Annotated in this window: 20 protein-coding genes and 1 tRNA gene; 4 read left to right on the plus strand and 17 right to left on the minus strand. The window is 71.1% G+C overall.

What is annotated here, in order from left to right; all coding sequences use genetic code 11:
• Positions 1-120: 120 nt before the first annotated feature.
• Positions 121-1341 carry a hypothetical protein gene (locus tag C503_RS0116030; protein WP_018683237.1) on the minus strand — a complete coding sequence of 407 codons (1221 nt, stop codon included), beginning with the start codon at positions 1339-1341 and terminating at the stop codon, positions 121-123.
• 130 nt (positions 1342-1471) lie between these two features.
• Positions 1472-2851: a cystathionine beta-synthase gene (locus C503_RS0116035; RefSeq protein ID WP_018683238.1), complete on the minus strand. Its 1380-nt coding sequence runs from the start codon at positions 2849-2851 to the stop codon at positions 1472-1474.
• A gap of 181 nt (positions 2852-3032) precedes the next feature.
• On the opposite strand from C503_RS0116035, the gene C503_RS39570 reads away from it, so the two are divergent.
• Both C503_RS39570 and C503_RS0116045 read left to right on the plus strand, forming a co-directional pair.
• The gene (locus C503_RS39570) at positions 3033-3842 is read left to right on the plus strand and encodes an SGNH/GDSL hydrolase family protein (protein WP_084477151.1); all 810 of its coding nucleotides are present in this window, start codon (positions 3033-3035) and stop codon (positions 3840-3842) included.
• Positions 3843-3919: 77 nt separating this feature from the next.
• Entirely contained in the window at positions 3920-5140 is a 1221-nt protein-coding gene (locus C503_RS0116045; RefSeq protein ID WP_018683240.1) for an acetyl-CoA C-acetyltransferase, read from the plus strand.
• A 35-nt stretch (positions 5141-5175) separates the two neighbouring features.
• Here C503_RS0116045 and C503_RS0116050 read toward each other — a convergent pair whose 3' ends face one another.
• The 5 genes from C503_RS0116050 to C503_RS39575 form a co-directional block, all read right to left on the minus strand.
• Positions 5176-6090, minus strand: a complete 915-nt coding sequence (locus C503_RS0116050; RefSeq protein WP_026316355.1) for a coiled-coil domain-containing protein — start codon at positions 6088-6090, stop codon at positions 5176-5178.
• Positions 6091-6277: 187 nt separating this feature from the next.
• On the minus strand, positions 6278-7237 hold the full coding sequence (locus C503_RS0116055; protein ID WP_018683242.1) for an ATP-binding protein: 960 nt from the start codon (positions 7235-7237) through the stop codon (positions 6278-6280).
• 91 nt (positions 7238-7328) lie between these two features.
• Positions 7329-8474, minus strand: a complete 1146-nt coding sequence (locus C503_RS0116060; protein ID WP_018683243.1) for a polysaccharide deacetylase family protein — start codon at positions 8472-8474, stop codon at positions 7329-7331.
• Between the two features lie 167 nt (positions 8475-8641).
• Positions 8642-9388 carry a class F sortase gene (locus tag C503_RS0116065; RefSeq protein ID WP_018683244.1) on the minus strand — a complete coding sequence of 249 codons (747 nt, stop codon included), beginning with the start codon at positions 9386-9388 and terminating at the stop codon, positions 8642-8644.
• 5 nt (positions 9389-9393) lie between these two features.
• On the minus strand, positions 9394-10875 hold the full coding sequence (locus tag C503_RS39575) for an MSCRAMM family protein (protein WP_018683245.1): 1482 nt from the start codon (positions 10873-10875) through the stop codon (positions 9394-9396).
• A 439-nt stretch (positions 10876-11314) separates the two neighbouring features.
• Between C503_RS39575 and C503_RS0116075 the strand changes: the two genes are divergently transcribed.
• Both C503_RS0116075 and C503_RS0116080 read left to right on the plus strand, forming a co-directional pair.
• Positions 11315-12124, plus strand: a complete 810-nt coding sequence (locus tag C503_RS0116075; protein ID WP_026316356.1) for a Bax inhibitor-1/YccA family protein — start codon at positions 11315-11317, stop codon at positions 12122-12124.
• Between the two features lie 71 nt (positions 12125-12195).
• Positions 12196-12582 (plus strand): hypothetical protein, encoded by a 387-nt coding sequence (locus C503_RS0116080; protein ID WP_018683247.1) that lies wholly within the window; start codon positions 12196-12198, stop codon positions 12580-12582.
• Positions 12583-12890: 308 nt separating this feature from the next.
• Here C503_RS0116080 and C503_RS0116085 read toward each other — a convergent pair whose 3' ends face one another.
• The 10 genes from C503_RS0116085 to C503_RS44585 all read right to left on the minus strand — a co-directional run bounded on the left by C503_RS0116085 (position 12891) and on the right by C503_RS44585 (position 21995).
• Positions 12891-14678: an SDR family oxidoreductase gene (locus C503_RS0116085; protein ID WP_018683248.1), complete on the minus strand. Its 1788-nt coding sequence runs from the start codon at positions 14676-14678 to the stop codon at positions 12891-12893.
• A 104-nt stretch (positions 14679-14782) separates the two neighbouring features.
• Positions 14783-15529 (minus strand): MerR family transcriptional regulator, encoded by a 747-nt coding sequence (locus C503_RS0116090; protein ID WP_018683249.1) that lies wholly within the window; start codon positions 15527-15529, stop codon positions 14783-14785.
• A gap of 252 nt (positions 15530-15781) precedes the next feature.
• A tRNA-Leu gene (locus C503_RS0116095) sits at positions 15782-15855 on the minus strand.
• 90 nt (positions 15856-15945) lie between these two features.
• Positions 15946-17271 carry an NAD(P)/FAD-dependent oxidoreductase gene (locus C503_RS0116100; RefSeq protein WP_018683250.1) on the minus strand — a complete coding sequence of 442 codons (1326 nt, stop codon included), beginning with the start codon at positions 17269-17271 and terminating at the stop codon, positions 15946-15948.
• Positions 17272-17376: 105 nt separating this feature from the next.
• Entirely contained in the window at positions 17377-17907 is a 531-nt protein-coding gene (locus C503_RS43360; RefSeq protein WP_018683251.1) for a hypothetical protein, read from the minus strand.
• 102 nt (positions 17908-18009) lie between these two features.
• A complete protein-coding gene (locus C503_RS0116110) occupies positions 18010-19350 on the minus strand; it encodes a DUF58 domain-containing protein (RefSeq protein WP_018683252.1) in 1341 nt (446 codons plus the stop codon).
• An 80-nt stretch (positions 19351-19430) separates the two neighbouring features.
• A complete protein-coding gene (locus C503_RS0116115) occupies positions 19431-20396 on the minus strand; it encodes an AAA family ATPase (RefSeq protein ID WP_026316358.1) in 966 nt (321 codons plus the stop codon).
• A 43-nt stretch (positions 20397-20439) separates the two neighbouring features.
• On the minus strand, positions 20440-20901 hold the full coding sequence (locus tag C503_RS0116120) for a hypothetical protein (RefSeq protein ID WP_018683254.1): 462 nt from the start codon (positions 20899-20901) through the stop codon (positions 20440-20442).
• Positions 20902-21073: 172 nt separating this feature from the next.
• On the minus strand, positions 21074-21760 hold the full coding sequence (locus C503_RS0116125; protein WP_018683255.1) for a DUF4129 domain-containing protein: 687 nt from the start codon (positions 21758-21760) through the stop codon (positions 21074-21076).
• Positions 21761-21821: 61 nt separating this feature from the next.
• Complete coding sequence (locus C503_RS44585; RefSeq protein WP_084477152.1) at positions 21822-21995, minus strand: DUF397 domain-containing protein; 174 nt, start codon at positions 21993-21995, stop codon at positions 21822-21824.
• Between the last annotated feature and the right edge of the window lie 292 nt (positions 21996-22287).

The raw sequence follows: 22287 nt of genomic DNA on the forward strand, positions 1-22287 counted from the left end.
CCCCTCACCTGGCATTCGCGCACAGTCTGTCAGCCCGGTGCTCGGGTTGTCTGTGATACCGAAGACGCGAACGGGCCCCGGCGGTTGCCGGGGCCCGTGCGATTCCTCAGCCGGTGGTCGTCACCACTGCGGCGGCTGCTGACCGGGCGGCTGCTGGCCGTACCCGCCCTGCGGCGGCTGGCCGTAGCCCTGGCCCGGCTGCGGCGGCTGGCCGAACCCGGGCGGCGGGGTCTGCGGCGGCTGGCTGTACCCACCGGGCTGCTGCCCGTAGCCCTGCGGCGGCTGACCGGGCTGGCCCGGCTGGGGCTGGCCGTAGCCCGGCTGCGGCTGACCGAAACCCTGCTGGGGCTGGCCGAACCCGCCCGGCTGCTGCGGACCGCCGAACCCGCCCTGACCGCCGACCGAGCCGAGCGGCTGGCTGGCGACCAGGAACTGCTTGGTCTGCGGGAAGAAGAACATGGCCCCGGCGGCCCCGATGATCAGGCCGAACAGCAGGATCGTAACGACCCGTCCGGCGAAGATGTAGCTGGCGCCGAGCAGGATCGAGACCAGGAACAGGAGCGCGCCACCGCCGAGCACCAGCAGGTGCGCGTAGGTGGTCTTGCGCAGGTAGAGGAACACCGCGCCGGTCCCGGCGGCCGCGCCGCCCGCGATGATCAGCAGCGAGTAGAACACCGCGAGGCCGGTACCCGAGCTGCAGCCCGGGATGTCGCCGCAGTAGCTGGAGTAGGACAGGAAGTCCGACAGCGACGTGATGCCCATGATCAGCGTGATCAGCCCGAGCAGGGCGACCGCGCCCTGGATGATCAGGGCGATCATGCCGGTGTTGTTGCCCTGGCCGCCGAAGTTCGGGCCCGCGCCGAGACCGCCCTGCTGGGCGAAGCCGCCCTGCGGCGGGTAGCCGGGGGGCTGCTGGCCGTAGCCGGGCTGGCTGTACCCGCCCTGCGGCGGCTGCCCGAACTGCTGCGGCGGCTGCTGTCCGTAGGGCTGGCCGTAGCCGGGCTGGGACGCGTCGGCCGCGCTCGGCGGCGGCGCGTACGGCGGGGACTGCGGCACCGAGCCGGGCGGCACCATCTGAGTGGCGTCCCCGGCGGGGGGCTGTTGGCCGGGGCGCACGACCTGGGTGCGGTCCTCGCCCTCCTGGCCGGGGGGCTGCTGACCAGGGCGGATCGCCTGGGTGCGCTCGACCCCGTCCGCGCCCGCGTTGTCACCCGACGGCGGGGTGAACGGCGGCGGCGGGGGGAACCCGCCGGGCTGCTGGCCCTGGTCCGGACCTGGTTGGCCGGACCACTGGGGCTGACCGCCCTGCCAGGGCTGGTTCGGCGGCTGGGGAGCGCTCATCGGGTTTACCCACCCCTTATGGCCGGGACGTGTCCCGGCTATCGACTCACGTCGCGGACAACACTGAGGGTAACGCTATCGGATGCGCCGTCCGGGTGTACTGATCGGCACGGACGATGACCGGGGACGGCTAGCGGCCCGCGAGGAAGCCCAGCAGGTCCTGCCTGGTCACCACGCCCGCGGGCTTGCCGTCCACCAGGACCAGGGCGCCGTCGGCGTTGGTCAGCGCGCCCATCGCGGCGGCCACCTGCTCGCCCGCGCCGATGGTGGGCAACGGTCCGGACATGTGCCGGTCGAGCCGGTCGGCCAGCGCGGCCTTGCCGGTGAACAGGGCGTCGAGCAGGTCGCGCTCGTTGACCGCGCCGACCACCTCGGCGGCCATCACCGGCGGCTCGGCGTTGACCACCGGCATCTGGCTGACGCCGAACTCGCGCAGGATGGCGACCGCGTCGGCGACGGTCTCGGTCGGGTGCGCGTGCACGAAGTCCGGGATCACCGTGCCCGAGGCGCTCTTGCGGCGCAGCACGTCACCCACGGTGGCGCCGGAGTGCTCGGGCGGCAGGAAACCGTACTGGGCCATCCAGGAGTCGTTGAAGACCTTGGACAGGTAGCCGCGGCCGCCGTCGGGCAGCAGCACGACCACCACGTCGTCCGGGCCGAGCCGCTCGGCCAAGCGCAGCGCGGCGGCGGCCGCCATCCCGCAGGAGCCGCCGACCAGCAGGCCCTCCTCGCGGGCCAGCCTGCGGGTGACGTCGAACGAGTCGGCGTCGCTGACCGCGATGATCTCGTCGGCGATGTCCCGGTCGTAGGTGTCCGGCCAGAAGTCCTCGCCGACGCCCTCCACCAGGTAGGGGCGGCCGGTGCCGCCGGAGTAGACGGAGCCCTCCGGGTCGGCGCCCACGATCCGGACCCGGCCGCCGGAGACCTCCTTGAGGTAGCGGCCGGTGCCGGAGATGGTGCCGCCGGTGCCGACGCCCGCGACGAAGTGCGTGATCCGGCCCTCGGTCTGCTTCCACAGCTCGGGGCCGGTGGAGTGGTAGTGGCTCTCCGGGTTCTGCGGGTTGGCGTACTGGTTGGGCTTCCAGGCGCCGTCGATCTCCCGGACCAGCCGGTCGGACACGTTGTAGTAGGAGTCGGGGTGCTCCGGGGCGACCGCGGTCGGGCAGACCACGACCTCGGCGCCGTAGGCCTTGAGCACGTTGCGCTTGTCCTCGCTGACCTTGTCCGGGCAGACGAACACGCACTTGTAGCCCCGGCGCTGGGCGACCATGGCCAGGCCGACGCCGGTGTTGCCGGAGGTGGGCTCGACGATGGTGCCGCCGGGCCGCAGCTCGCCGGAGCGCTCGGCCGCCTCGATCATGCGCACCGCGATCCGGTCCTTCACGCTGCCGCCCGGGTTGAAGTACTCGACCTTGGCCAGCACCGTCGGCGCCAGGCCAGCGGCCAGCGAGTTCAGCTTGACCAGCGGCGTGTCGCCGACGAGATCGAAGACGTGCTCGACGTACTCCACCGGGGCTCCTTCAGGCTCTGACATCCGGACCGGCGTCCTGGACCGCGCCGAAAGCCTATCCCGGCCGGTATCGGCACCAGGTTTGTCGCGCTCTTTGGTAAGGAGTTGACGGCAGCGGGCGATAGCACAAAGACACGGTGAGTGAACCCGTGGACGCCCGATCCGGTGAGGGGGTCTGACGATGTTCCGCTTTCGAGGCTTGGTGTGGGTGGCCGCGGTGGCCGCCGGATCGGTCGGCGGCCTGTCCGGCGCGGCGTACTCGCTGCTCAGCAGCCAGTCGCGGCATGCCCGCGAGATCATCGGCGTACCCACCGAACTGCCGTTCAACGCCGACGGCGAGTACCTCTCGACCACCACCGACCCGCACGCCCCCACGCTCCGCTTCGGCGTTTTCGGCGATTCCAGCGCGGCCGGGCTGGGTGCCGAGTCCCCCGATCGGCTACCGGGAGTGACGCTCGCGCGCGGTCTGGCGGCGGAGTCGCACCGCACGGTGCGGCTGACCACCTACGCGGTCAGCGGCTCCCGCACCATGGACCTGGCCGAGCAGGTGGACCGCGCCCTGGCCGACCCGCCGGATGTGGCCCTGATCCTGATCGGCGGCAACGACGTCACCGCCAGGATGAGCGTGCGCGCCTCGGCGGCCCTGCTGGCCGTGCAGGTGCGCAGGCTGATCGAGGCGGGCACGGCCGTGGTCGTCGGCACCTGCCCGGACCTCGGCGCCATCCAGCCCATCCCGCAGCCGCTGCGCTCGGTCGCGCACCGGTGGAGCCGCGCCCTCGGCCGTGCCCAGGCCCGTGCCCTGCGCGGCACCCCCGCCACGGTTGTCCCGCTGACCCTGCTCACCCGCGACTTCATGACCCGCCCGGCCGAGCTGTTCAGCGCCGACCACTTCCACCCCAACGGCGCGGGCTACGCGCTGGCGGCGGGCGTCATCCTCGCTCCGCTGTGTGCGGCGGCGGGGGTGTGGAACAGCGCGGTGACACCCGGCTGACCGTTCTCACCCCGCTCTACCTGTGGGTAACCTCCTCGGTGCCGGATCGATCCGATCACCGCCAAGGAGTGCTCGCCATGCCAGAGGCCGTCATCGTCTCCGCCGTCCGCTCCCCCATCGGCCGCGCCGGGAAAGGCTCGCTGGTCGACATCCGACCCGACGACCTGACCGCGCAGATGATCAGGGCGGCGCTGGACCGGGTCCCGGCTCTGGACCCGGCGGACATCGACGACCTCATGCTGGGCTGCGGCCTGCCCGGCGGCGAACAGGGCAACAACATGGGCCGGATCGTGGCCGTACTGCTGGGCTACGACTTCCTGCCCGGCTGCACGGTGACCCGCTACTGCGCCTCGTCCCTGCAGACCACCCGCATGGCCCTGCACGCGATCAAGGCGGGCGAGGGCGACGTGTTCATCTCGGCGGGCGTGGAGACGGTCTCCCGCTTCGCCAAGGGCAGCTCCGACTCCTGGCCGGACACGCACAACCCGATCTTCGCCGAGGCCGAGTCCCGCACGCGGTCGGTGGCCGAGTCCGGCAGCCCCGAGTGGCACGACCCGCGCACCGACGGCCTGGTGCCGGACGCCTACATCGCCATGGGCCAGACCGCGGAGAACCTGGCCCTGGCCAAGGGAATCACCCGCGAGGACATGGACCACTTCGGCGTCCGCTCGCAGAACCGCGCCGAACAGGCCATCAAGGACGGTTTCTGGTCCCGCGAGATCACCCCGGTCACCCTCCCGGACGGCCGCGTGATCGACACCGACGACGGCCCCCGCCCCGGCATCACCTACGAGAAGACGGCCACCCTCAACCCGGTCTTCCGCCCCGACGGCCGGATCACCGCGGGCAACTGCTGCCCGCTCAACGACGGCGCCGCGGCCCTGGTGATCATGTCCGACACCAGGGCGGCCGAACTCGGCCTGACCCCGCTGGCGCGGATCGTCGCCACCGGCGTGTCCGGGCTGTCCCCGGAGATCATGGGCCTGGGCCCGGTCGAGGCCTCCCGCCGGGCCCTGGCCCGCGCTGGCATGACCATCGGCGACATCGACCTCGTCGAGATCAACGAGGCCTTCGCCGCCCAGGTCATCCCGTCGGCCCGCGAGCTGGACATCCCCGACGACCGGCTGAACGTCAACGGCGGCGCCATCGCCGTCGGCCACCCCTTCGGCATGACCGGCGCGCGGATCACCACCACGCTGATCAACTCGTTGCAGTGGCACGACAAGCAGATCGGCCTGGAGACCATGTGCGTCGGCGGCGGCCAGGGCATGGCGATGGTCATCGAGCGACTGAGCTGATCGACTGAGCCGACACTCCGGAGGCCGCGGCCGGGTCAGGAGGTGGCGGCTTTCGCGGACCGCTGCTGCGGCGCCCGGACGGGCTGCAGCTTGGTCGTGGAAGCCTCCGCCGCAGCCGGGGACGCGGGTCCCTCCAGCTCGACCTCGGCCTCCAACGGCTCCAGCAGCCGCTCACTCTGGTTCAACAGCTCCGAGGTGCCGCGCAGTCGTCCGGCCAGCTGTTCGCGCAGCGCGGTCAGCCGCTCCACCTGGCTGGTCGCCGTCGCGATCCGCTTGTCCGCCTCGTCCGTCGCCGCGCGGACGCGGCGGGCCGACTCGGCGGTGGACTCGGCGCGCGCGGCCTCGATCTCCTCGGCCAGCGCCGACCGGCGGCCCGCCAGCTCCTCCTGGAACTGTTGTTCCTGGCGCTGCCTGCCGCGCTCGGCCTCGTCGTCGACCTTCTTCTGCCGTTGCCCGGCGACGGCCGTCATGTCCCTGACCTTCGCCGCCGCCTCGTCCATCACCCGCCGGTGGGCCGAGTGCAGCTCCTCGTGCTGTCGGTCGAGCTCGGCCAGCAACCCCCGGTACCGTTCCCGCAGCTCGGCGGAGGCGGACTCGGCGGCGGACCAAGCGGTGTCGGCGGCGGCCTGCGCCCGAGCGGTGATCTCCGCCGCCTGCGACTCGGCCGTGGCCACCACCCGCGCCGCCCGCTCGGCGGCGTGCGGCGCGGATCCGGCGGCCGCGCTGTTGCCGATCTTGTCCAGGCGCTCGTTCAGCGCCGCGATCTCCCGGCGCGCCAGTTCGAGCTGACCCTTGGTCTCGTCCAGTTCGGTCTTCGCGGCGTCGCGTTCGGTGCGCGCGGTCAGGATCTCCACGTCCAGCGCCTCGATGTGCCTGCGCACCTGGGCCTTGTCGAAACCATGGCGCACCACGGGGAAGCGCGCGGGATCACGATCCGGTTGCGAGACCATGGCGACGACCGTACCGGGGTTGCCACGATCGGCAACATAACCGCCGCACGATCAGGTGAGACTTCACTCGCACGAGCAGGACGTTCCCGGCCATAACGGGGAAAAGCCCGGTCCATTCCCGCCATGTCCGACGAGCGGGTGATGCCCGACTGGGCGATGCCAGGCCGGTGGCATCACCGCCGCGCGGTCAGAACGCGGCGGGCACCGGGCCCATGGCGAACCCGGGGTCGACCTGGTCGGCCAGGTCGCGGCCCGCGCGGTCGTTGCCCCACGCGTGGGCGTTGCGCAGGTGGAACTCGATGGTCTGCCGCTGGAACTTGGCCCAGTCCTTGGACACGCCGTCGACCAGCTCGCGCATGGCGCGCAAGGCATCGCGGTTGGCCGGTTCCAGGGTGGCGATGGGGCGCACCTCGCCGCGTTCGGCGGCCCGCACGTGGTCGGAGCGGCCGACCCAGGTGAGCAGGTCGGGGCCGACGTGCTCGCGCAGGAACGCCAGGTCCTCGTCGTCGATGACCTTGTTGCCGACCACCGCGACGCGCACGTCGAAGTCGCGCGCGTACTCCAGGTACTGGCGGTAGACGCCAACGCTGCGCACGGTCGGTTCGCACACCAGGAACGTGACGTCGAAGCGGGTGAACAGGCCGGAGGCGAACGAGTCGGCGCCCGCGGTCATGTCGACCACGGCGTACTCGCCCGCGCCGTCGACCATGTGGTTGAGCAGCAGCTCGACCGCGCCGACTTTGGCGTGGTAGCAGGCGACGCCCAGGTCGGCCTCGGCGAACGGGCCGGTTGCGGCGAGCCGCACGCCGTCGACCTCGCGCACGAACCGGTCGTAGAGCGGGTTGTCCTCGGCGATGCCGACCAGCCGAGAGCCGCGGCCGGGCGGGCTGGTCTTGATCATGTCGGCGGCCGAGCGCAGGCGCGGGTTGTCCCCGCGCAGGTAGTCCTTGATCGCCGCCAGCTCGGCGCCCAGGGTCGGCATGGTGAGCGACTCCGGGGCACCGAGCGCGGCGGCCAGGTGCTGGTTGATGTCGGCGTCGAGCGCCAGCAGGGGTGGTGCGGGCGTCTCGGCGGCGAGATGGCGCAGGAACAACGACGCGAGCGTCGTCTTGCCACTGCCGCCCTTGCCGACGAAGGCGATCTTCACGTGGGTCTCCGGGTCTAGGGCTGACGGAGGGGGACCCCACTACTGGTATCGGTTTTCATTATCCGGGGCAAGTCGCATCACCCGAATGTGATCAGCTCGGCGCGGCGACCTGTGCGGCAGGCTGCTTGCGGAAGGCGTCCAGCACGGCCGGGTCCTGCAGCTTCATCCACTGGATGACCTCGCTGTAGGTCGCGCACACCGTGTCCGGCTTCCCGCACACCTCGCCCATGAACTTCTCCGTCGCGTTGACGAACGCACCGCCGGACCACTGGTTGAAGTGGTTGCCCACCACCATCGGCGCCCGGTTCCCGTCGAACGCGGCCTGGTAGGCGCGCTCGTAGGTCTCCAGGACGATCGCGGTGAACTCCGGGGCCCGCGCCGGTTCGTCCTTGGCCTTGTTGAGTGTGAACCAGAAGTTGTAGTCCATCATGATTGTCTTCTTGTAGTTCAGGCCCGGCACCCGAACCGAGGGCATGGCAAATTCCCACACCCCGTTATCCAGCGTGGGCCAGGCGAGTCCATCGCTGACTTTGCTGGTGTCGTAGTCCATTCCGCGCGCGGTGAGCGCTGGGAACAACTGGTCGAACCGGCCTTCCAGGCAGGGCGTGCGGCCGCCCTTGATGGCCTTGGGATCGATCCGCAGACCCAGTGCCTTGGCCCGGTCGACGTAGGAGAAGAACTGGTTCATCTCGTCGTTCCACTGCGCGGTGGTCCACCGGCCGACACTGGGCTCGGCACCCTGGCAGAAATGGCCGTTGTAGTGCGTGCCGATCTCGTGGCCCTGTTCCACGGCGGAGTTCAGGTCGTTTACCAGATTTCGCACGTCCTCCGGTGAACCGCCGAATCCGATCGACGCCTTGCCCGGCTTGTGCCCAGGGCCGGTGTAATCGGCCTTCTGCGAGTCGTCCAGCAGGTAGATGCCGGACAGGAATCCGGAGAAGTGCGCGTTGACCTTGTGCGCCAGTGGCAGGAATCGCTGCCAGTGGTCGTGCGAGCCCGCGCCGTCGAAGGAGAACAGCACGAACTGCGGCGGTTTCTCCCCCGGTGCGAGCTTGTGCATCCACGGCGGCGGGGCGGGCGGTGCCGCCTGCGGGCTCGGCGTGGCCGAGGTCGTGGTCGCTAATCCGGCCTGGTCAGACCGGTCCGGTTGTCTGGTGCCCAACACGACTAAAACGACCGCGACGAGCACCAGCCCCACCCCGAACACGATCCGATCCCAACGCCTGCGGGCCGCCATGCCGTCCTCCCCTTCAGATCAACGCGGTCGCTCGTTCCTCCCGACGGGTAGACGCGCACCGGCCAGTACGCGTTGCCAACCGTAATTTTGGTGTGACCAGTTCCGGGTGAACGACACGATTCAGCGTCAACCGGGCACCCGATCCGCGCACACCCGGCTTATCCAGGTCATTCCGGCACCGCGACCACGACCCGGTTCGACTCGTAGCCGTCGTGACCACCCACCCACCGGCCGCCGCAGGTGACCAGGACCACCCGGTGCGGCCCGGTCTGGCCGAAGAACTCCTCGGCCCGGTTCGGCAGGTCGTCCTTGTGCACGGTCTCCACTTGGGACACTCGGAACCGGAACCGCTGACCACCGGCGTCCACCACGGACACCGGGTCGCCCACCCTGGCGTCCCACAGCTCCGCGAACGGCCCGGTCTGCCCGCGCCAGTTCACGTGCCCGGCGAACACCGTGGCGCCCGACGCGGCCGTCAGACCGGCGCCCCACCAGGTGGCCTCGTGGACGCCGGTGGGCACCGGCAGGGTCGCGTCGGCGGACAACTCCTTGCGCACCAACGTGGCCGTGCCGCCCTTGGCCAGCCGCAGGGTGCCCGGCCGCTGCTCGGCGGGCCCGGCGGCGGGCACGGGTGGCGGCGCGGGCGCCCGGGTGGGCGGCGGCGCGTCCCCGGGCGCGGGCGGCGTAGGGGTGGTCGGGGCGGGGCCGACCTGCAGCCGCATCTCGGCCAGCGTGGTCGAGCTCTCGTCCGCCGCGCGCCGCACGTCACCCTGGGCCAGTCCGGCCCGGCCGGGTAACGGCATGCCCTCGACGTGTACCGGGCCCGCGAACGCCAACCCGCTGATCAAGGCGATGAGCAGGCCCGCCCCGGCCGCGGTGGCGGGCGGGGCGAGCCGGGAACCTCGGCGAGCCATGCTCGTCAGTGCCCCCAGTCCTTGCGCATCCGGCGGCCGACCACCTGCTTGCCCCGGCCCTTCCGGTACAGCGTGGTGCCGACACCCGCGGCCAGCAGCAACAGCGCGCCCAGCGCGGCGAGCAGCCCGCCGGACGGGCCGTCCTGGTCCAGCACGGCGGCCGCGTTGTCGATCGGCCCGTCACCGGCCGGGATCGTGCGCGGCACGGTCGGCACGTTGGGTTTGTTGACCACCCGCAGTTCCAGCGTCTTCCCGGCGTCCAGCGTGCCGCAGGCCTGCGGCGGGGACGCGGCATCGAACGACTGCTCGTAGCCGGGTGGCGCGGCCACCTCGGTGACGCACAGCTCCTGCGGGGTGCGCAGGTTCGGCACCGCGGCCTTGCCGTCCGCGTCGGTCACCAGCACCACGGGCTTGCCGTCCGCCCCGGCCAGCGGCTTGCCGTCCTGGTCGACCGCGGGCGAGGCCTTGTCCGCGGCGGTCAGCCGCAGCGACACCGACGCGATGCCCTTGCCGGTCTTCTCGTCGACCTTGGTCACCGCCACCGAGCCGGGCGCGGTCACGGCGGTCACCTGCGCGTTGGCGCCGACCTCCTTCTCACCGCCGGTGGTGACCACGGCCTGCACGTCGTCCTTGGTCGGCGGGAGCATCACCGGCTTGTCCGCCGGGGTCTTCACCGTGACCGCCACCGAGACGTCGGCCCTGGTCGGTGTCACCGCCAGCTCGGCGGCGGAGCCGTCGGACTTGGTCTTCGCGGTCCCGGTCTCCTTGCCGTCGATCGTGCCGCCCTGGACGGTCGCCTTGACCTCCACGTCGGGCACGCCGTTGTTCGCGGCGTTGCGGACCTCCACGGTCCACTTGTCCGGGGTGCCGATGATCTGCGGCTTGGCGGGCTTGGTGAGCACCACCTTCCACGGCCCGCGGTTCGCCGCGGCCGCCGCGCGCATGTCGTTGACCGCCTTCTTGGCGGGCGCGGGCAACGCGTTCTCGTGGAAGACGGGGTCATAGGCGACGCTGCGGAAGTCCCGCGCGGGGTTGGTGTCGTGGCCGGTGCCCGAAGGGGCCGTCCAGGTGTGCAGCAGGTGCGCCAGCGCGGCGGAGGTGTTCGGGTCCTTGGTGTCGCCGTACTTGAGCAGCAGGTAGGAGATGTCCGCGGCGGCGGACGGGTCGAGCGCGACACCGGGGAACTTGGTTCCCAGCTCCTGCTTCGCGCCGAACTGCTCGTTGATCGACGGCTCCCAGTAGGCGAACCGCACGCACCAGACGAGCTGCCCGTTCACCTCGTAGGAGCCCAGCCAGTCCGGCTTGTCCGCCTTATAGCCCTTGTAGGGCTGCGGCGGGACGCCGATGCCGAAGCCCTCCTTGTAGTTCGGCGCCTGGGCGGGCGCGGCGACCGCGATGGGGCCCGCCGCCAGGAGTAAGGACCCCGTGATCGTCGCGATGCCTGCCGCCAGGGTGGTCAGCCGGGCCAGGAGAGTGGTTCGCCGCATGGGTCGGTCGGCTCCTTGCCGCGCCGCGGCAGCGCACGCCCGCGACGCTTGAAGTGCTGGATCTCGGATCTCCGCTGCTGCGCACGGGCCACGTCCGGGGGACATCTGCTGGCTGAGGGGAGCTGATCGGCTACGTGGCGCGTACCTCCGCGAGCCTGGTATGTCCTAGGGCGGGTGACAATCCGCCAGACAGTGCGAAGATCGTCGTTACACCACGTCATCGGCCCAGGTAGGCTCGGAACCGGGTGCGGTCGTCGCCGCCCGATCGGCGTACGTCGCACGGTCGATGCTCACGCTGAGCGGTCGCGGCGGGAATCGGCGGTGCGACGTCCGCGTTGGGGTGGGTGTGGGTAAAGTGAGCTTTACCCCAGCGGGAACCGGTCGGCCGCTTCGATCGTTACCGTCGTGCAGGCGCCATTGAAGGCCCATGGAGGATCAGGTGCGTTCTACCAGCAACCCCGCGTTCCGGAACCTGCCCTCGGGCGGGTACGCGGGCTTCCAGACCCAGACCCAGGGCTACGACCAGAGCCCGCCCGGCTACGGCGGCCACCCCGCGCCGCCGACCTCCGCCGACCGCCCGATGACGGTCGACGACGTGGTCACCAAGACCGCGGTCACCCTCGGCGTCGGCCTGATCACCGGCATCATCACCGCCATCGCGGTGCTCAGCCACGCGGTCAGCCCGTACCCGCTGATGATCACCGGCCTGGTCGCGGGCCTGGTGCTCTCCCTGGTGGTGATCTTCAAGCGCACCCCGAACCCGGCGCTGGTGCTGGGCTACTCGGTGGCCGAGGGCCTGTTCCTCGGCGCGATCACCGGCGTGGTCGAGCAGATCCGCGGCGCGCAGGGCATCGGCGTGCAGGCCATCCTGGGCACCGCGATCGTGTTCGTGACCATGCTGGTGGTCTACAAGACCGGCGCGGTCAAGGTCACCCCGAAGCTGACCAAGTGGATCATCGGCGCGACCGTCGGCGCGGCCGGACTGATGCTGGTCAACCTGCTGCTGTCCGCGTTCGGCGTGCACACCGGCCTGCGCGAGGCGGGCCCGCTGGGCATCGGCATCTCGCTGCTGTTCATCGGCATCGCCGCGTTCAACTTCCTGCTCGACTTCGACATGGCCGACCGCATGATCCGCAGCGGCACCCCGGCGAAGTTCGCCTGGTACGTCGCCTTCGGCCTGATGACCACCCTGGTGTGGCTGTACCTGGAGATCCTGCGCCTGCTGTGGATGCTGCAGAGCAGCGACTGATCAGCGCCCGACCCGAACGGGGCGCCCGGCGAACTTCCGCCGGGCGCCCCGTTCTTTCGTAGAGTGCAGGGGTGCGCGCGATCATCTCCTGGTTGCTCACCCTCGCGGGTGTCGTCCTCCTCGGCTACGGCACGTTCCACGCCTGGTACGAGGACCGCACGGGCGACACCCGACCGCTGAGCGACCTGTTCACCGGGGTGCACCGGGACACCGCACCGGCAGTCTCGTCGATGCTCGTCCCCTTGGCGCTGGGGGTGCTGCTGACGGTCGTCGGCATGTTCCGCGCCCGGGGGCTGATGCAACTCGGCGGCGTGCTGTTGGTGGCGTCGGTGAGTGTGTGGATCAGCCAGGTGTTGGACGTGATCGACCTGAAGGACCTGCAACTGGGCGCCTGGAACGCACTGTTCGGCAGCCTCATCATCCTGGCCGCAAGCCTGATGCGGCCCGCCCGCCTTTGAGTCCTCTATGGACCGATTCATCGGCCCAGGACCACACGGCAACCGGCCTGGACGGGAACAACACCTTTCCGCCTATGCGCATGATCGGCCAGCACAAGACCGCGACACGCCCCGCCAACGCGATGCCGCAGGCGAGCCGAAACCCAGCGATGGCGCAGGCGAGCAGTCCCCAGCCTCAAGCCGGCAGCGATGATCCACCGCAAGCTGCAAGCCAGGCCCCGCCCGACCAGGGGGCGGGCCACAGGACGGGACAGTTAGGCGATATTGACAGCGAGCCGGACCGCCTAGGGTTCCACGTATAGGGCGGGTCAGCCCCCCGGGAGGGAGGGGGTGTGCCCTGTGATCCGAGCGGTGCGGCGGAGCAGGCCGGGGCTGAGTCGGGATAGGAGGCGGGCCAGTTTGGCCTCCGGTGTCACGTGCACCACCGGCAACTCCTGTTCGACAGCCCGCACGATTTCCCCGGCGACCCGATCCGGCCCGAACCCACGACGGGCGTAAGCACGGGTCGCGTTGGCCCGCAGATGGCGCTGTTCCACCTCGGAAGTACCGGCGAACCGGGTCGTATTGGTGATGTCCGTGGCAACGATCCCCGGACACACCGCCGTGACACCAACGCCGTGCTCGGCCAACTCGGCACGCAAGCAGTCGGACAGCATCAGCACTCCCGCCTTGGTAGCCGCGTACGCCGACAATGACCGGTGCGGCAGGTAGGCGGCAGCGGAAGCCAGGTTGACCAGGTGCCCGCCCTCCCCTGCCGCCGCCATCAGCGCGCCGAAAGCGTGGCAGCCGTGTGCGACGCCGAGCAGGTTGACGTCCGTGATCCGCCGCCATTCGGCCGCGGTGGTGTGCAGGAATGGCCCCACGATGCCGATCCCGGCGTTGTTGACCACCACATCCGGCACCCCGTGCTCATCGGCCACGTCCTCGGCGAAGCGGCGCATCGCCTCCGCGTCGGACACGTCGACGCGGTAGGGGTAGGCGGCGGGGCCGATCTCCGCCGCGGTGCGGTTCGCCGCGTCCAGGTCCAGATCGGCGACGACGACCTCGGCGCCGCGCTCAGCGAACGCGGCGGCGGTTGCCCGGCCGATGCCGTGCCCGGCGCCGGTGACCACCACGAGCCGGTTGGTGAACCCGAGATCCGGAGCGCCGACCCGGGCGCGTTGCAGACCGCGCGTCATCGGCGCGCCGTCGATGTGTGCGACGAACTCCTCGACCACGCGGGCGACCACGCCCGGGCGCGACAGCGGCACCCAGTGCCCGGCCACCACCCGCCGCCGCCATAACCGGCCGATCCAGCGTTCCAGGTCCTCCGCGAGCGCGGGGCTGACGAACCGGTCGCGGGTCGGGATCACCACCTGTACGGGGATTTCCGCTTCGCGCGGCTTGGGCCTGCCGAGACCGGAGAACGTGTTGGCGCGGTAGAGGCGGATTCCGCGCGCGGCATCAGAACCGACAGTAGGGGCCGGGCGCGCGCGGACACCTTCCGCGCGACGCAGTAGTGCGCCCCAACGCGGGCCGATGAGTGTGCGCCAGGCCAGTGCGGGCAGTACGGGGATGTGGAACAGGTAGATGTACCAGGACTTTCCGAGCTGGCGGAGGATCTGCGCGAGGTTGGCCGGGGTCGGGCGGGCGAGCCTGCGGCGCATCCACTGACCGACGTGGTCGAGGCTGGGGCCGGAGATCGAAGTGAACGAGGCGATCCGGGTCTTGGCGCGTCGATCGGTGACGGCGGCCCAGGACTGGATTGATCCCCAGTCGTGGGCGACCACATGCACCGGGCGGCGGGGGCTGACCGCGTCGGCGACCGCGAACAGGTCTTCGGCGAGTGTCTCCACGCGGTAGGCGGCCAGTTTTCGCGGTGCGCCGGACTCGCCCGCGCCGCGTACGTCGTAGCGGGCGACGTGGTAGTCCTCGGTCAGCTGGTCGGCCACGGCGTCCCACAGGCGGTGGGTGTCCGGGAAGCCGTGCACGAGCAGCACTGTCGGTGAGTCCGGGTCGCCCTGGGTGAACACGGCGAGGTCGACGCCGTCGCCACGCACGGTCCGCCGTCGTGGAGCGTGGATCGAGGTGGGCAGGCGGGTCGGTTCGCTGGCCATGGGCGGCTCCCGGGCAGGGCGACACCCACCCGGGGCGGCAGGTGAACAGGGTTTATTCGGTGACAATGGCGAACGTTACAACCGCCATTGTCACGATGCAACGCTCAGCTCCCGGCCCGCGCCCGCTCCGCCAGCGCGATCAGCCGGTCGCCCAGCACCTCCGGGATGACCCGTCGGGCCGAGCGGTCGACGGCGGCGCTCAGCGCGGACATCACCAGCGGGTGCAGCCGGGAGATCACGTCCGCGTAGTGCGGCAGCTCGTCGCCCGCGGGCAGCCAGTCCGGGCCCTTCGGGTCGAGCACGTAGCGGTGGACCAGGCCGACCAGCAGCGCGGTCACCCGGTCGGTCTCGGCCAGCAGCTCGGCGGCCAGCGCCAACGCCTCGGCCAGGGGCACGCCGAGCCGGACCAGCTCGCGGCCCGCCTCCAGCAGCCCCGGGCTCGGCGCGACGAACCGACCACCGCGCCGTTCCAGCACGCCAAGGCGCAGCGCGGTGCGGAGGGTGGCCGGGGTGACCTCGGCGCCGAACATCCGGGCCAGGTCGGCCACGGACAGCACCGCGGGCGGCTCGTGCGACCAGGCCGCGCCGGTGGCCGCCTCCAGTCCGAGCACGTCGGCCAGGCTGTGCCCGGCCTGCCAGGCGTCCAGCATCTCCTTGATCTGGGCGAACGCGTAGCCGCGGTCGAGCATGTTGCGGATCAGCCGCAGCCGGGACAGGTGCGCGTCGCCGTAGACCGCCGCGCGGCCCCGGCGGATGGGCGGCGGCAGCAGGTCTCGGTCCTGGTAGACGCGGACGTTGCGTACCGACGTGCCCGCCGCCCGAGCCAGGTCGTCGATCCGGTACTCGGCCACGCGGGCAGCTTAGGGGGTGCCCGCGCTTCCACTATGGACACAATCGGGAACCTCGACCGGCGAGCGAAACCGGTTCGTCAAACTCCAACAATCCGCCGCATATCGCGAGGAGTGGACGATCGTCCACCGGAGTGCGGTCCCGGCGCGGACATCCCATGTCTGCCGCGCCGGGCACCGTGAATCACCACCGGGACCGGGACCGTGTGGACAATCGTCATGAGACGTCCTCACCGGACACCTGTCCCGCTTTCGTGCCCCCGACCGGATTCGAACCGGCACTCGACCCCTTTTAAGGGGGCTGCCTCTGCCTGTTGGGCTACGGGGGCAGCCGCAGCCTAGGGCGCGCCAACCGGTCTCGGGACGTGTTTGTGACAACTTCCGGCCGGGTGGCCCAACTCGGGTTGGGCCGTTTGCCGTCAGCCTTTGGAGACCCGGGTGAACTCCGCCTTCGGGTCGTTGATCTGCCCCATCGAGATGACCTCACGCCGGAACAATCCACCAGTTAACCAGTCGAGGGTGATCCGGACCTTGCGGTTGAACGTCGGCATGGCCTTGACATGGTAGGCGCGGTGCATGGCCCAGGCGATGAAGCCCTTGGCCTTGATGTTGAACACGTCGCCGACGCCCTTGTGCAGGCCGAGGCTGGCCACCGAGCCGATGTTCTTGTGGAAGTAGTCCTTCGGCTCGTGGCCGCGCAGCGCGGTGACGATGTTCTTGGCCAGCAGCCGCGCCTGGCGCACCGCGTTCTGGGCGTTCGGCGCGCAGATCGCGGTGGGGTCGTCGTCGGTGCGCGACAGGTCGGGCACGGCCGCGCAGTCGCCCGCGGTCCAGGCGTCGGTGAGGCCCTCCACCCGCATCGCCGCGGTGGCGCGCAGCCTGCCCTGCTTGGTCAGCGGCAGGTCCGAGGCGGCGAGCACCGGGTTCGACTTGACGCCCGCGGTCCAGACGATGGTGTCGCTGTCGAACTCGGTGCCGTCGGAGAGCACCACGCGCCCGCCCTCGAACGACTTCGCCAGGGTCGACAGGTAGACCTCGATGCCGCGCTTCTCCAGCTGCATCACCGTGTACACGCCGAGGCTCTCGCGCACCTCGGGCAGGATCCGGCCCGCGGCCTCGACCAGCACGAAGCGCAGGTCCTCCGGCCGCACGTTCTTGTAGTACTGGGTGGCGAAGCGGGCCATGTCCTCCAGCTCGCCAAGCGCCTCCACGCCCGCGAACCCGCCGCCGACGAAAGTGAAGGTCAGCAGCCGCTTGCGCAGCTCCGGGTCGAGCGTGCTGTCCGCCTCGTCCAGCTTGCTCATCACGTGGTTGCGCAGGTAGATCGCCTCACCGATGGTGCGGAAGGCGATGCCGTGCTCGACCAGGCCGGGCACCGGCAGCAGCCGGGCCACCGAGCCGAGCGCCACGACCAGCACGTCGTAGCCCAGCTCCTCGCTGTGCCCGTCCGGGGCCTCGATGGTGGCGACCTTGCGCCCGTGCTCGATCCCGGTGACCCGCGCGGTGATCACGTGACAGCGCTTGAGCGCCCGGCGCAGCGGCACCACCACATGCCGCGGCTCGATCGCCCCGGCCGCGGCCTCGGGCAGGAACGGCTGGTAGGTCATGTGCGGCTGCGGGTCGACCACGGTGACCGAGGCCTCCCCGGAACGCAGCTTCCGCTGAAGCCCGAGCGCCGTGTACAGCCCGACGTAGCCGCCACCGAGGATGAGGATCCGGGTGGGCTCCGACTTTCCTTGCGCCATACCCGCAATGGTGGCACTGGTTTTACCTCGCCGCGAGGCGCCCCCACACTGGTGTGACCGGGGTCGCCGACACGTTTTCGCAGGTGTGACGCCCGTCGCCGCCGTTCAGCGGGATCGGTCAAGAACGATCACGGCGAGTGCCAGGCCCGCGATCGACAGTAACGCGATCAACTCCACCGGTTCGGGTGTACGGCCGAGGGGCACCAGGGCCGCGATCCCGACGATGGTGAACGTGATCACCTGGACGATCGCGGCCCGGCGGAGCGTCGGCCTGACCGCGCGCGGATCGAGTCGGGCGCCGTCGGGGAGCAGGCCCGCCAGGGAGCAGCTCAGGTGGAGGAGGTGGGTCAGGGGGATGAGCACCAGGACGCCGGGGCGGAAAGGAGAGCCGCCGTCGATGGTGATCACCAGTGCGGCGAGTCCGATGAGCACGAGGGGGGCGGGCGAGGCGGGGAGGAGGACGCAGGCGAGGGAGAGGAGTGCGGCGGTGAGGAGGAGGAAGAGGGAGGCGTGGTGGGTCAGGAGGTCGATGAGGATGCCCGCGGCGGCGGCGCCTGCCCCGGCTCGCAACCACCACGCGGAGACCCCTCTGCCGACGTCGAGGCCGTCCTCGCCTGCGTCGTTGCCCTCGGTCAAAGATCACCCCCTGGTCGCTGAGGCATGATCGCGCCCCCCGGTCCCACTGCCAAGCCTGGATCCGGGCTGTCCACATCGGCCCCTGAACGCATGACCGAGCCGCTAGCGGCGGTGGCGGAGGCGACGGAGGGTGGGGGCGATCTCGTCCGGAGTGGGGACGACGGTGATTCCGTTGGTGCGCAAGGCGTTGAGGCGGTTCTGGTGTTCGGTGGTGAGGATGTGGCGGACCACCTCGCCCCAGGGTTCGTCGGGGTCGGCGGTCAGTGGCGTGGGGAGGGTGTCGACGGCGATCACCAGGTGGCCGCGGGCGGTGCGGATGGTGAGGTCGGTGATGTCGTCGTCCAGGAACGGGGAGAGCAGGACGACGACCGCGCCGCGCGGGAGGCGGCGGGTGGGGAGCAGGGGTCTCGGGGCCCAGCCCGCGGTTCGACAGCAGGCGACCAACTGGTGGCGGATGCGCAGGAGTTGACGGTGGCCGACGCCGGGAGGTAAGCCCAGGTGGGGGCGGCCGAGGTCGACCAGGCCGACGCGGTCGCCTTGGCGGAGACAAGCGGCGGCGAGGGCGGCGACAGCGCGGACGGCGATGTCGAGGCTGCCGCCGGGGCGGGTGGCGATGCCGGGTTCGGAGAGAGACCAGTCGGCGAGGGTGGCGGTGGGGTCGGCGCGGGAGTCCAGGGCCAGCAGCAGGTCGGCGTCCGCTTCGGCGTGGCGTTCGCGGACGTGCGGGGTGCCCAGCGGGTCGCCGGTGGCTGCGCCCGCGCGCAGGGTGACGCGCCAGTCGATGCGGCGGAGGCGGTCGCCGGGGCGGAACGGGCGGACCGTGCGTAGCTCGGTGCCGTCACCCGCGCGCGGTGACCGGTGCGCCCCGACCAACCCGGCGGCGCGTGGTGGCAGCGGGCCAGGCTCCAACGGCAGCACCGGCGGCAGGACGGTCCGTCTGCTTTCCGCGCCGACGATCGGACCGTGGATCAACAGGCCGTCCCGGCCCGCGGCCAGGTGATCGGGACGGATGTCGAGCCCCTCACCCCACGCGTTCCACTGCACCGCCGCCCGGATCTCCCGCGTCGAACCGGGCAACAGGTGCACCGGGCCGGGCGAGCGCGTTCCGTTGCCCGGCGGCAAAGGCATGCGGACAGCCAGGAACTCGACGCCCGGCGACGCCACGACCGTGACCGTCAGCCGCCCGCGATCGCCCGCTGTCACGATGTTGCTCACTCGTTCCGCGCGCACCGCCGGCGACCGGCCGACCGGGGCGCCGAGCGCGAACACGGTGCCGAGCAACAAGGGTGCGCCGATGAACACCAGGTCGACGTGGTGCAGCACCACACCCGTCGCCACCAGCCCGACCCCGCCGACCGCACCCCGGAACAGCGCGTCGGTCCCCCGCCACCCGGCCCGACCGGCCGCCCGGCGCGCGGTGGCCCAAGCCAGGACGCGGTTCATGCTCTGGATGCTCTCCACTCCAGACCCGACCGGTCAACACCCATGCCCTGGACCGAATGGTCACTGCCAAGGGAAAGCCTTCAGGACCGGGTGGTCACCGGTCCGGGGACGCTGGTGAGCAGTTCCGCGATCACCTCTGTCGTGCTGACGCCAGAGCTCCAGGTCTCGGGGCGCAGTGTGAGTCGGTGGGCAAGGGCCGGGATGGCGCAGTCCTTCACGTCTTCCGGCAGCACGAAGTCCCGTCCGTCGAGGACCGCGAGTGCGCGGGCGACCAGCAGCACCGCCTGGGAACCCCGGGGCGAGGCGCCGACCTCGACGCTTGGGTGGTCGCGGGAGGCGCGGGCGAGGTCGACGCAGTAGCGGATCACGTCGAGGTCGACGGCGACGTGTTCCACCGATGACTGCAGTGCGGCCAGGCAGGCGGCGTCGACGACCGGGGGCACCTTCGTGTCCTCGGTGCGGCGGGCGAGTCTGCGCCGCAGTACCTCGATCTCCTCGTCCGCGGGCGGGTAGCCGATGTCGACGCGGAGGAGGAAGCGGTCGAGTTGGGCTTCCGGGAGTGGGAACGTTCCCTCGTACTCCACCGGGTTCGCGGTCGCCAGCACGTGGAACGGGGGTGGCAGCGGGAAAGTGCGGCCCTCCACCGTGACCTGGCGCTCCTGCATGGCTTCCAGCAGGGCCGCCTGGGTCTTGGGCGGTGTCCGGTTGATCTCGTCGGCGAGCAGCAGGCCGGTGAACACCGGACCCGGGCGGAAGTCGAACTCGCGGCGGGCCGGGTCGAAGACGAACGAGCCGGTGACGTCGGCCGGTTGCAGGTCCGGGGTGCATTGCAGGCGCGTGAAGTCGAGGCCGAGGGCGGTGGCGAGGCTGCGGGCGAGCAGCGTCTTGCCCAGGCCGGGGACGTCCTCCAGCAGCACGTGTCCGCCCGCCAGCACGCCCGCCAGGGCCAGGCGGACAGCGCGGTCGCGGCCGACCACGGCCTCGCCGACGGCGGCGGTCACCGCGCGCAGCGCGGCTGCGGTTTGCTCCACAGTGGACTCGGTCATGTCGCTCCCGTCGATCCGGCCGGGCACCATCCCACCAGGACCGTCATCGGCGGTCCAGGGCGTCGAGCAGGGCGGCGACCACTCTCGGTTCCGGCAAAGTCGCCGTGGGTGAGGTGATCAGCCGGTGCAGATCGGGGCCGAGCAGGTCACGCGCCCGCGCGCTCTCCACATCGGACACCCCGTGCGCGCGTAATCGGGCGGCGGCGAGCGCGCGGAGTCTGGGTTGGACCCTGGTGCGGAACCTATGTGGATCTCTTTCGGCTTCGGCGAGTCGGGCGGCGAGTGTCGCTGCCTGTGACAACGTGGCCGGACCGGACTCGTCGGGAACGGCTGTCCACAGCGGTTCCAACGGTCCGGCCAACCGCGTCGCCAGCCACACCAGCGCGCAGGCGGGAACACCGAGAGCGACCGCCCAGAACGGCGGAACGCCGCCTGCGCGCGACGCCACCACGACCACGACGGCGCCCGCCAGTACCCCGAACACCACGCTCCGCGCCCCGTCCACGGCTGTCCTCCCTCACGATCCGGTCACGATCCTCCGCCTGGGACGAGTCCTAGTATCTCCCGTTGACCTGGGCAAACAACCGGGTCGACGACGCCTGTGGACAAACTCGGCACCATGTGCACAACTCGACCGGGCATTGAGTGATTCCGGGGGCAGGACACACGCCGGAACCTCACTGGGAAATCACCAATGAACGTTCGACCCGGTTAAGCGCGTCGATCGCGGCGAGAACGTCGGACTGTGTTATCACGTTCGCCCGCCCGAACCGCGCGCGTTGGTAGACGCCGCGAAGATCTGCAAGTGCATCCGCATCTGCATCGTGCTCGGCGAGCACGACGGCGGTGAACTCGGTCGGCGTCTGATGCGGCGCGCGCGGCGTTCCCAGTCCCGCGGCCGCGCGTTCGAGAACCAGCCACGCGGCGATGATCGCGTCAGCGGTTTCCACACCATCGGCATGCTCGGACAACTTCAGCCGAGCAGTGTGCGCGGCGCCCGCGAGCGCGCGTGCAGTCGCGGTGCCGTCCGCGGGCGCGTCAAGATCCACCGGGCCCGCTTCGGGCAGGGCGAGGCGGACCCGACGCCTGCGCACACCGGCCAGCGCGGCGAGGATGCCCGCCAGGCCGACCACCAGCATGGCGGCCACGACCAGCAGCAGGACACCCGCGCTGAGCCCGCTGATCAGGTCCAGCACCGGGTGCCGGTCGACGGGCTCGGCGGGGGTGGCCACCGGTGCGGGCGCGGGGTCCGGGCGCGGCGAATCGCCGGTGCCGGTGGGGATGGCCGACTCGCCCCGCGCCGCCACGACCGCGAGCACCAGCAACGCGGTCACGACCAGCGGCGGCGGCAGGCGCGAGGGCATGGCCGCCAGCGTGCCCCACCGGCGGGCCTGCGTCGATCGGTCGCGGGCCCGCGACCGCCGCTCAGCCGCGGGCGAAGGCGATCAGCCTGCGCACCGACCGGGTCGAGATGTCCAATTTCGCGGTCGGGTTCTTCGAATCCCTTACCAAATTACCGCCCGCTGACCTGGCGAGTTCGACACAATTGTGACTGTCGCTGTACGAACTCTTTCGCCACTCCGGACGTACGACACTCATCTAAGCCCCTCCGAGTTGAAGCTCCCCTCCGGGAGCAGACACCCGGCGATTATTCGCGAAGGAGAGGAGGACGTGAATCCTCTTCTCGGGTAACTCACACTCGCGGAGATCCGCAGCGGGCCGCAATTCACACTTGCCGGTTCTTCTACGCTGTGTAGTTATTCCGCGTATTCGGGTGAACCCGTTTCGGTGGCCGATAACCGCCGGCGCTGCGCCCGAATGGGGCAGCGCGTCCGCGCCCAACCGTGCTACCTTGCCAAACGCCGGTCCACCCCTGGGAAGTTGGCAGATG

Source organism: Actinokineospora enzanensis DSM 44649 (assembly GCF_000374445.1).
GTDB classification, from domain to species: domain Bacteria; phylum Actinomycetota; class Actinomycetes; order Mycobacteriales; family Pseudonocardiaceae; genus Actinokineospora; species Actinokineospora enzanensis.

Coding starts and splice junctions, on each gene's coding strand:
- C503_RS0116065 (WP_018683244.1), bottom strand. CDS start 9,388: ATGGCTCGCCGAGGTTCCCGGCTCGCCCCGCCCGCCACCGCGGCCGGG.
- C503_RS39575 (WP_018683245.1), bottom strand. CDS start 10,875: ATGCGGCGAACCACTCTCCTGGCCCGGCTGACCACCCTGGCGGCAGGC.
- C503_RS0116060 (WP_018683243.1), bottom strand. CDS start 8,474: ATGGCGGCCCGCAGGCGTTGGGATCGGATCGTGTTCGGGGTGGGGCTG.
- C503_RS0116045 (WP_018683240.1), top strand. CDS start 3,920: ATGCCAGAGGCCGTCATCGTCTCCGCCGTCCGCTCCCCCATCGGCCGC.
- C503_RS0116050 (WP_026316355.1), bottom strand. CDS start 6,090: ATGGTCTCGCAACCGGATCGTGATCCCGCGCGCTTCCCCGTGGTGCGC.
- C503_RS44585 (WP_084477152.1), bottom strand. CDS start 21,995: ATGAGTGTCGTACGTCCGGAGTGGCGAAAGAGTTCGTACAGCGACAGT.
- C503_RS0116125 (WP_018683255.1), bottom strand. CDS start 21,760: ATGCCCTCGCGCCTGCCGCCGCCGCTGGTCGTGACCGCGTTGCTGGTG.
- C503_RS0116110 (WP_018683252.1), bottom strand. CDS start 19,350: ATGAACCGCGTCCTGGCTTGGGCCACCGCGCGCCGGGCGGCCGGTCGG.
- C503_RS0116085 (WP_018683248.1), bottom strand. CDS start 14,678: ATGGCCAGCGAACCGACCCGCCTGCCCACCTCGATCCACGCTCCACGA.
- C503_RS0116100 (WP_018683250.1), bottom strand. CDS start 17,271: ATGGCGCAAGGAAAGTCGGAGCCCACCCGGATCCTCATCCTCGGTGGC.
- C503_RS0116115 (WP_026316358.1), bottom strand. CDS start 20,396: ATGACCGAGTCCACTGTGGAGCAAACCGCAGCCGCGCTGCGCGCGGTG.
- C503_RS39570 (WP_084477151.1), top strand. CDS start 3,033: ATGTTCCGCTTTCGAGGCTTGGTGTGGGTGGCCGCGGTGGCCGCCGGA.
- C503_RS0116030 (WP_018683237.1), bottom strand. CDS start 1,341: ATGAGCGCTCCCCAGCCGCCGAACCAGCCCTGGCAGGGCGGTCAGCCC.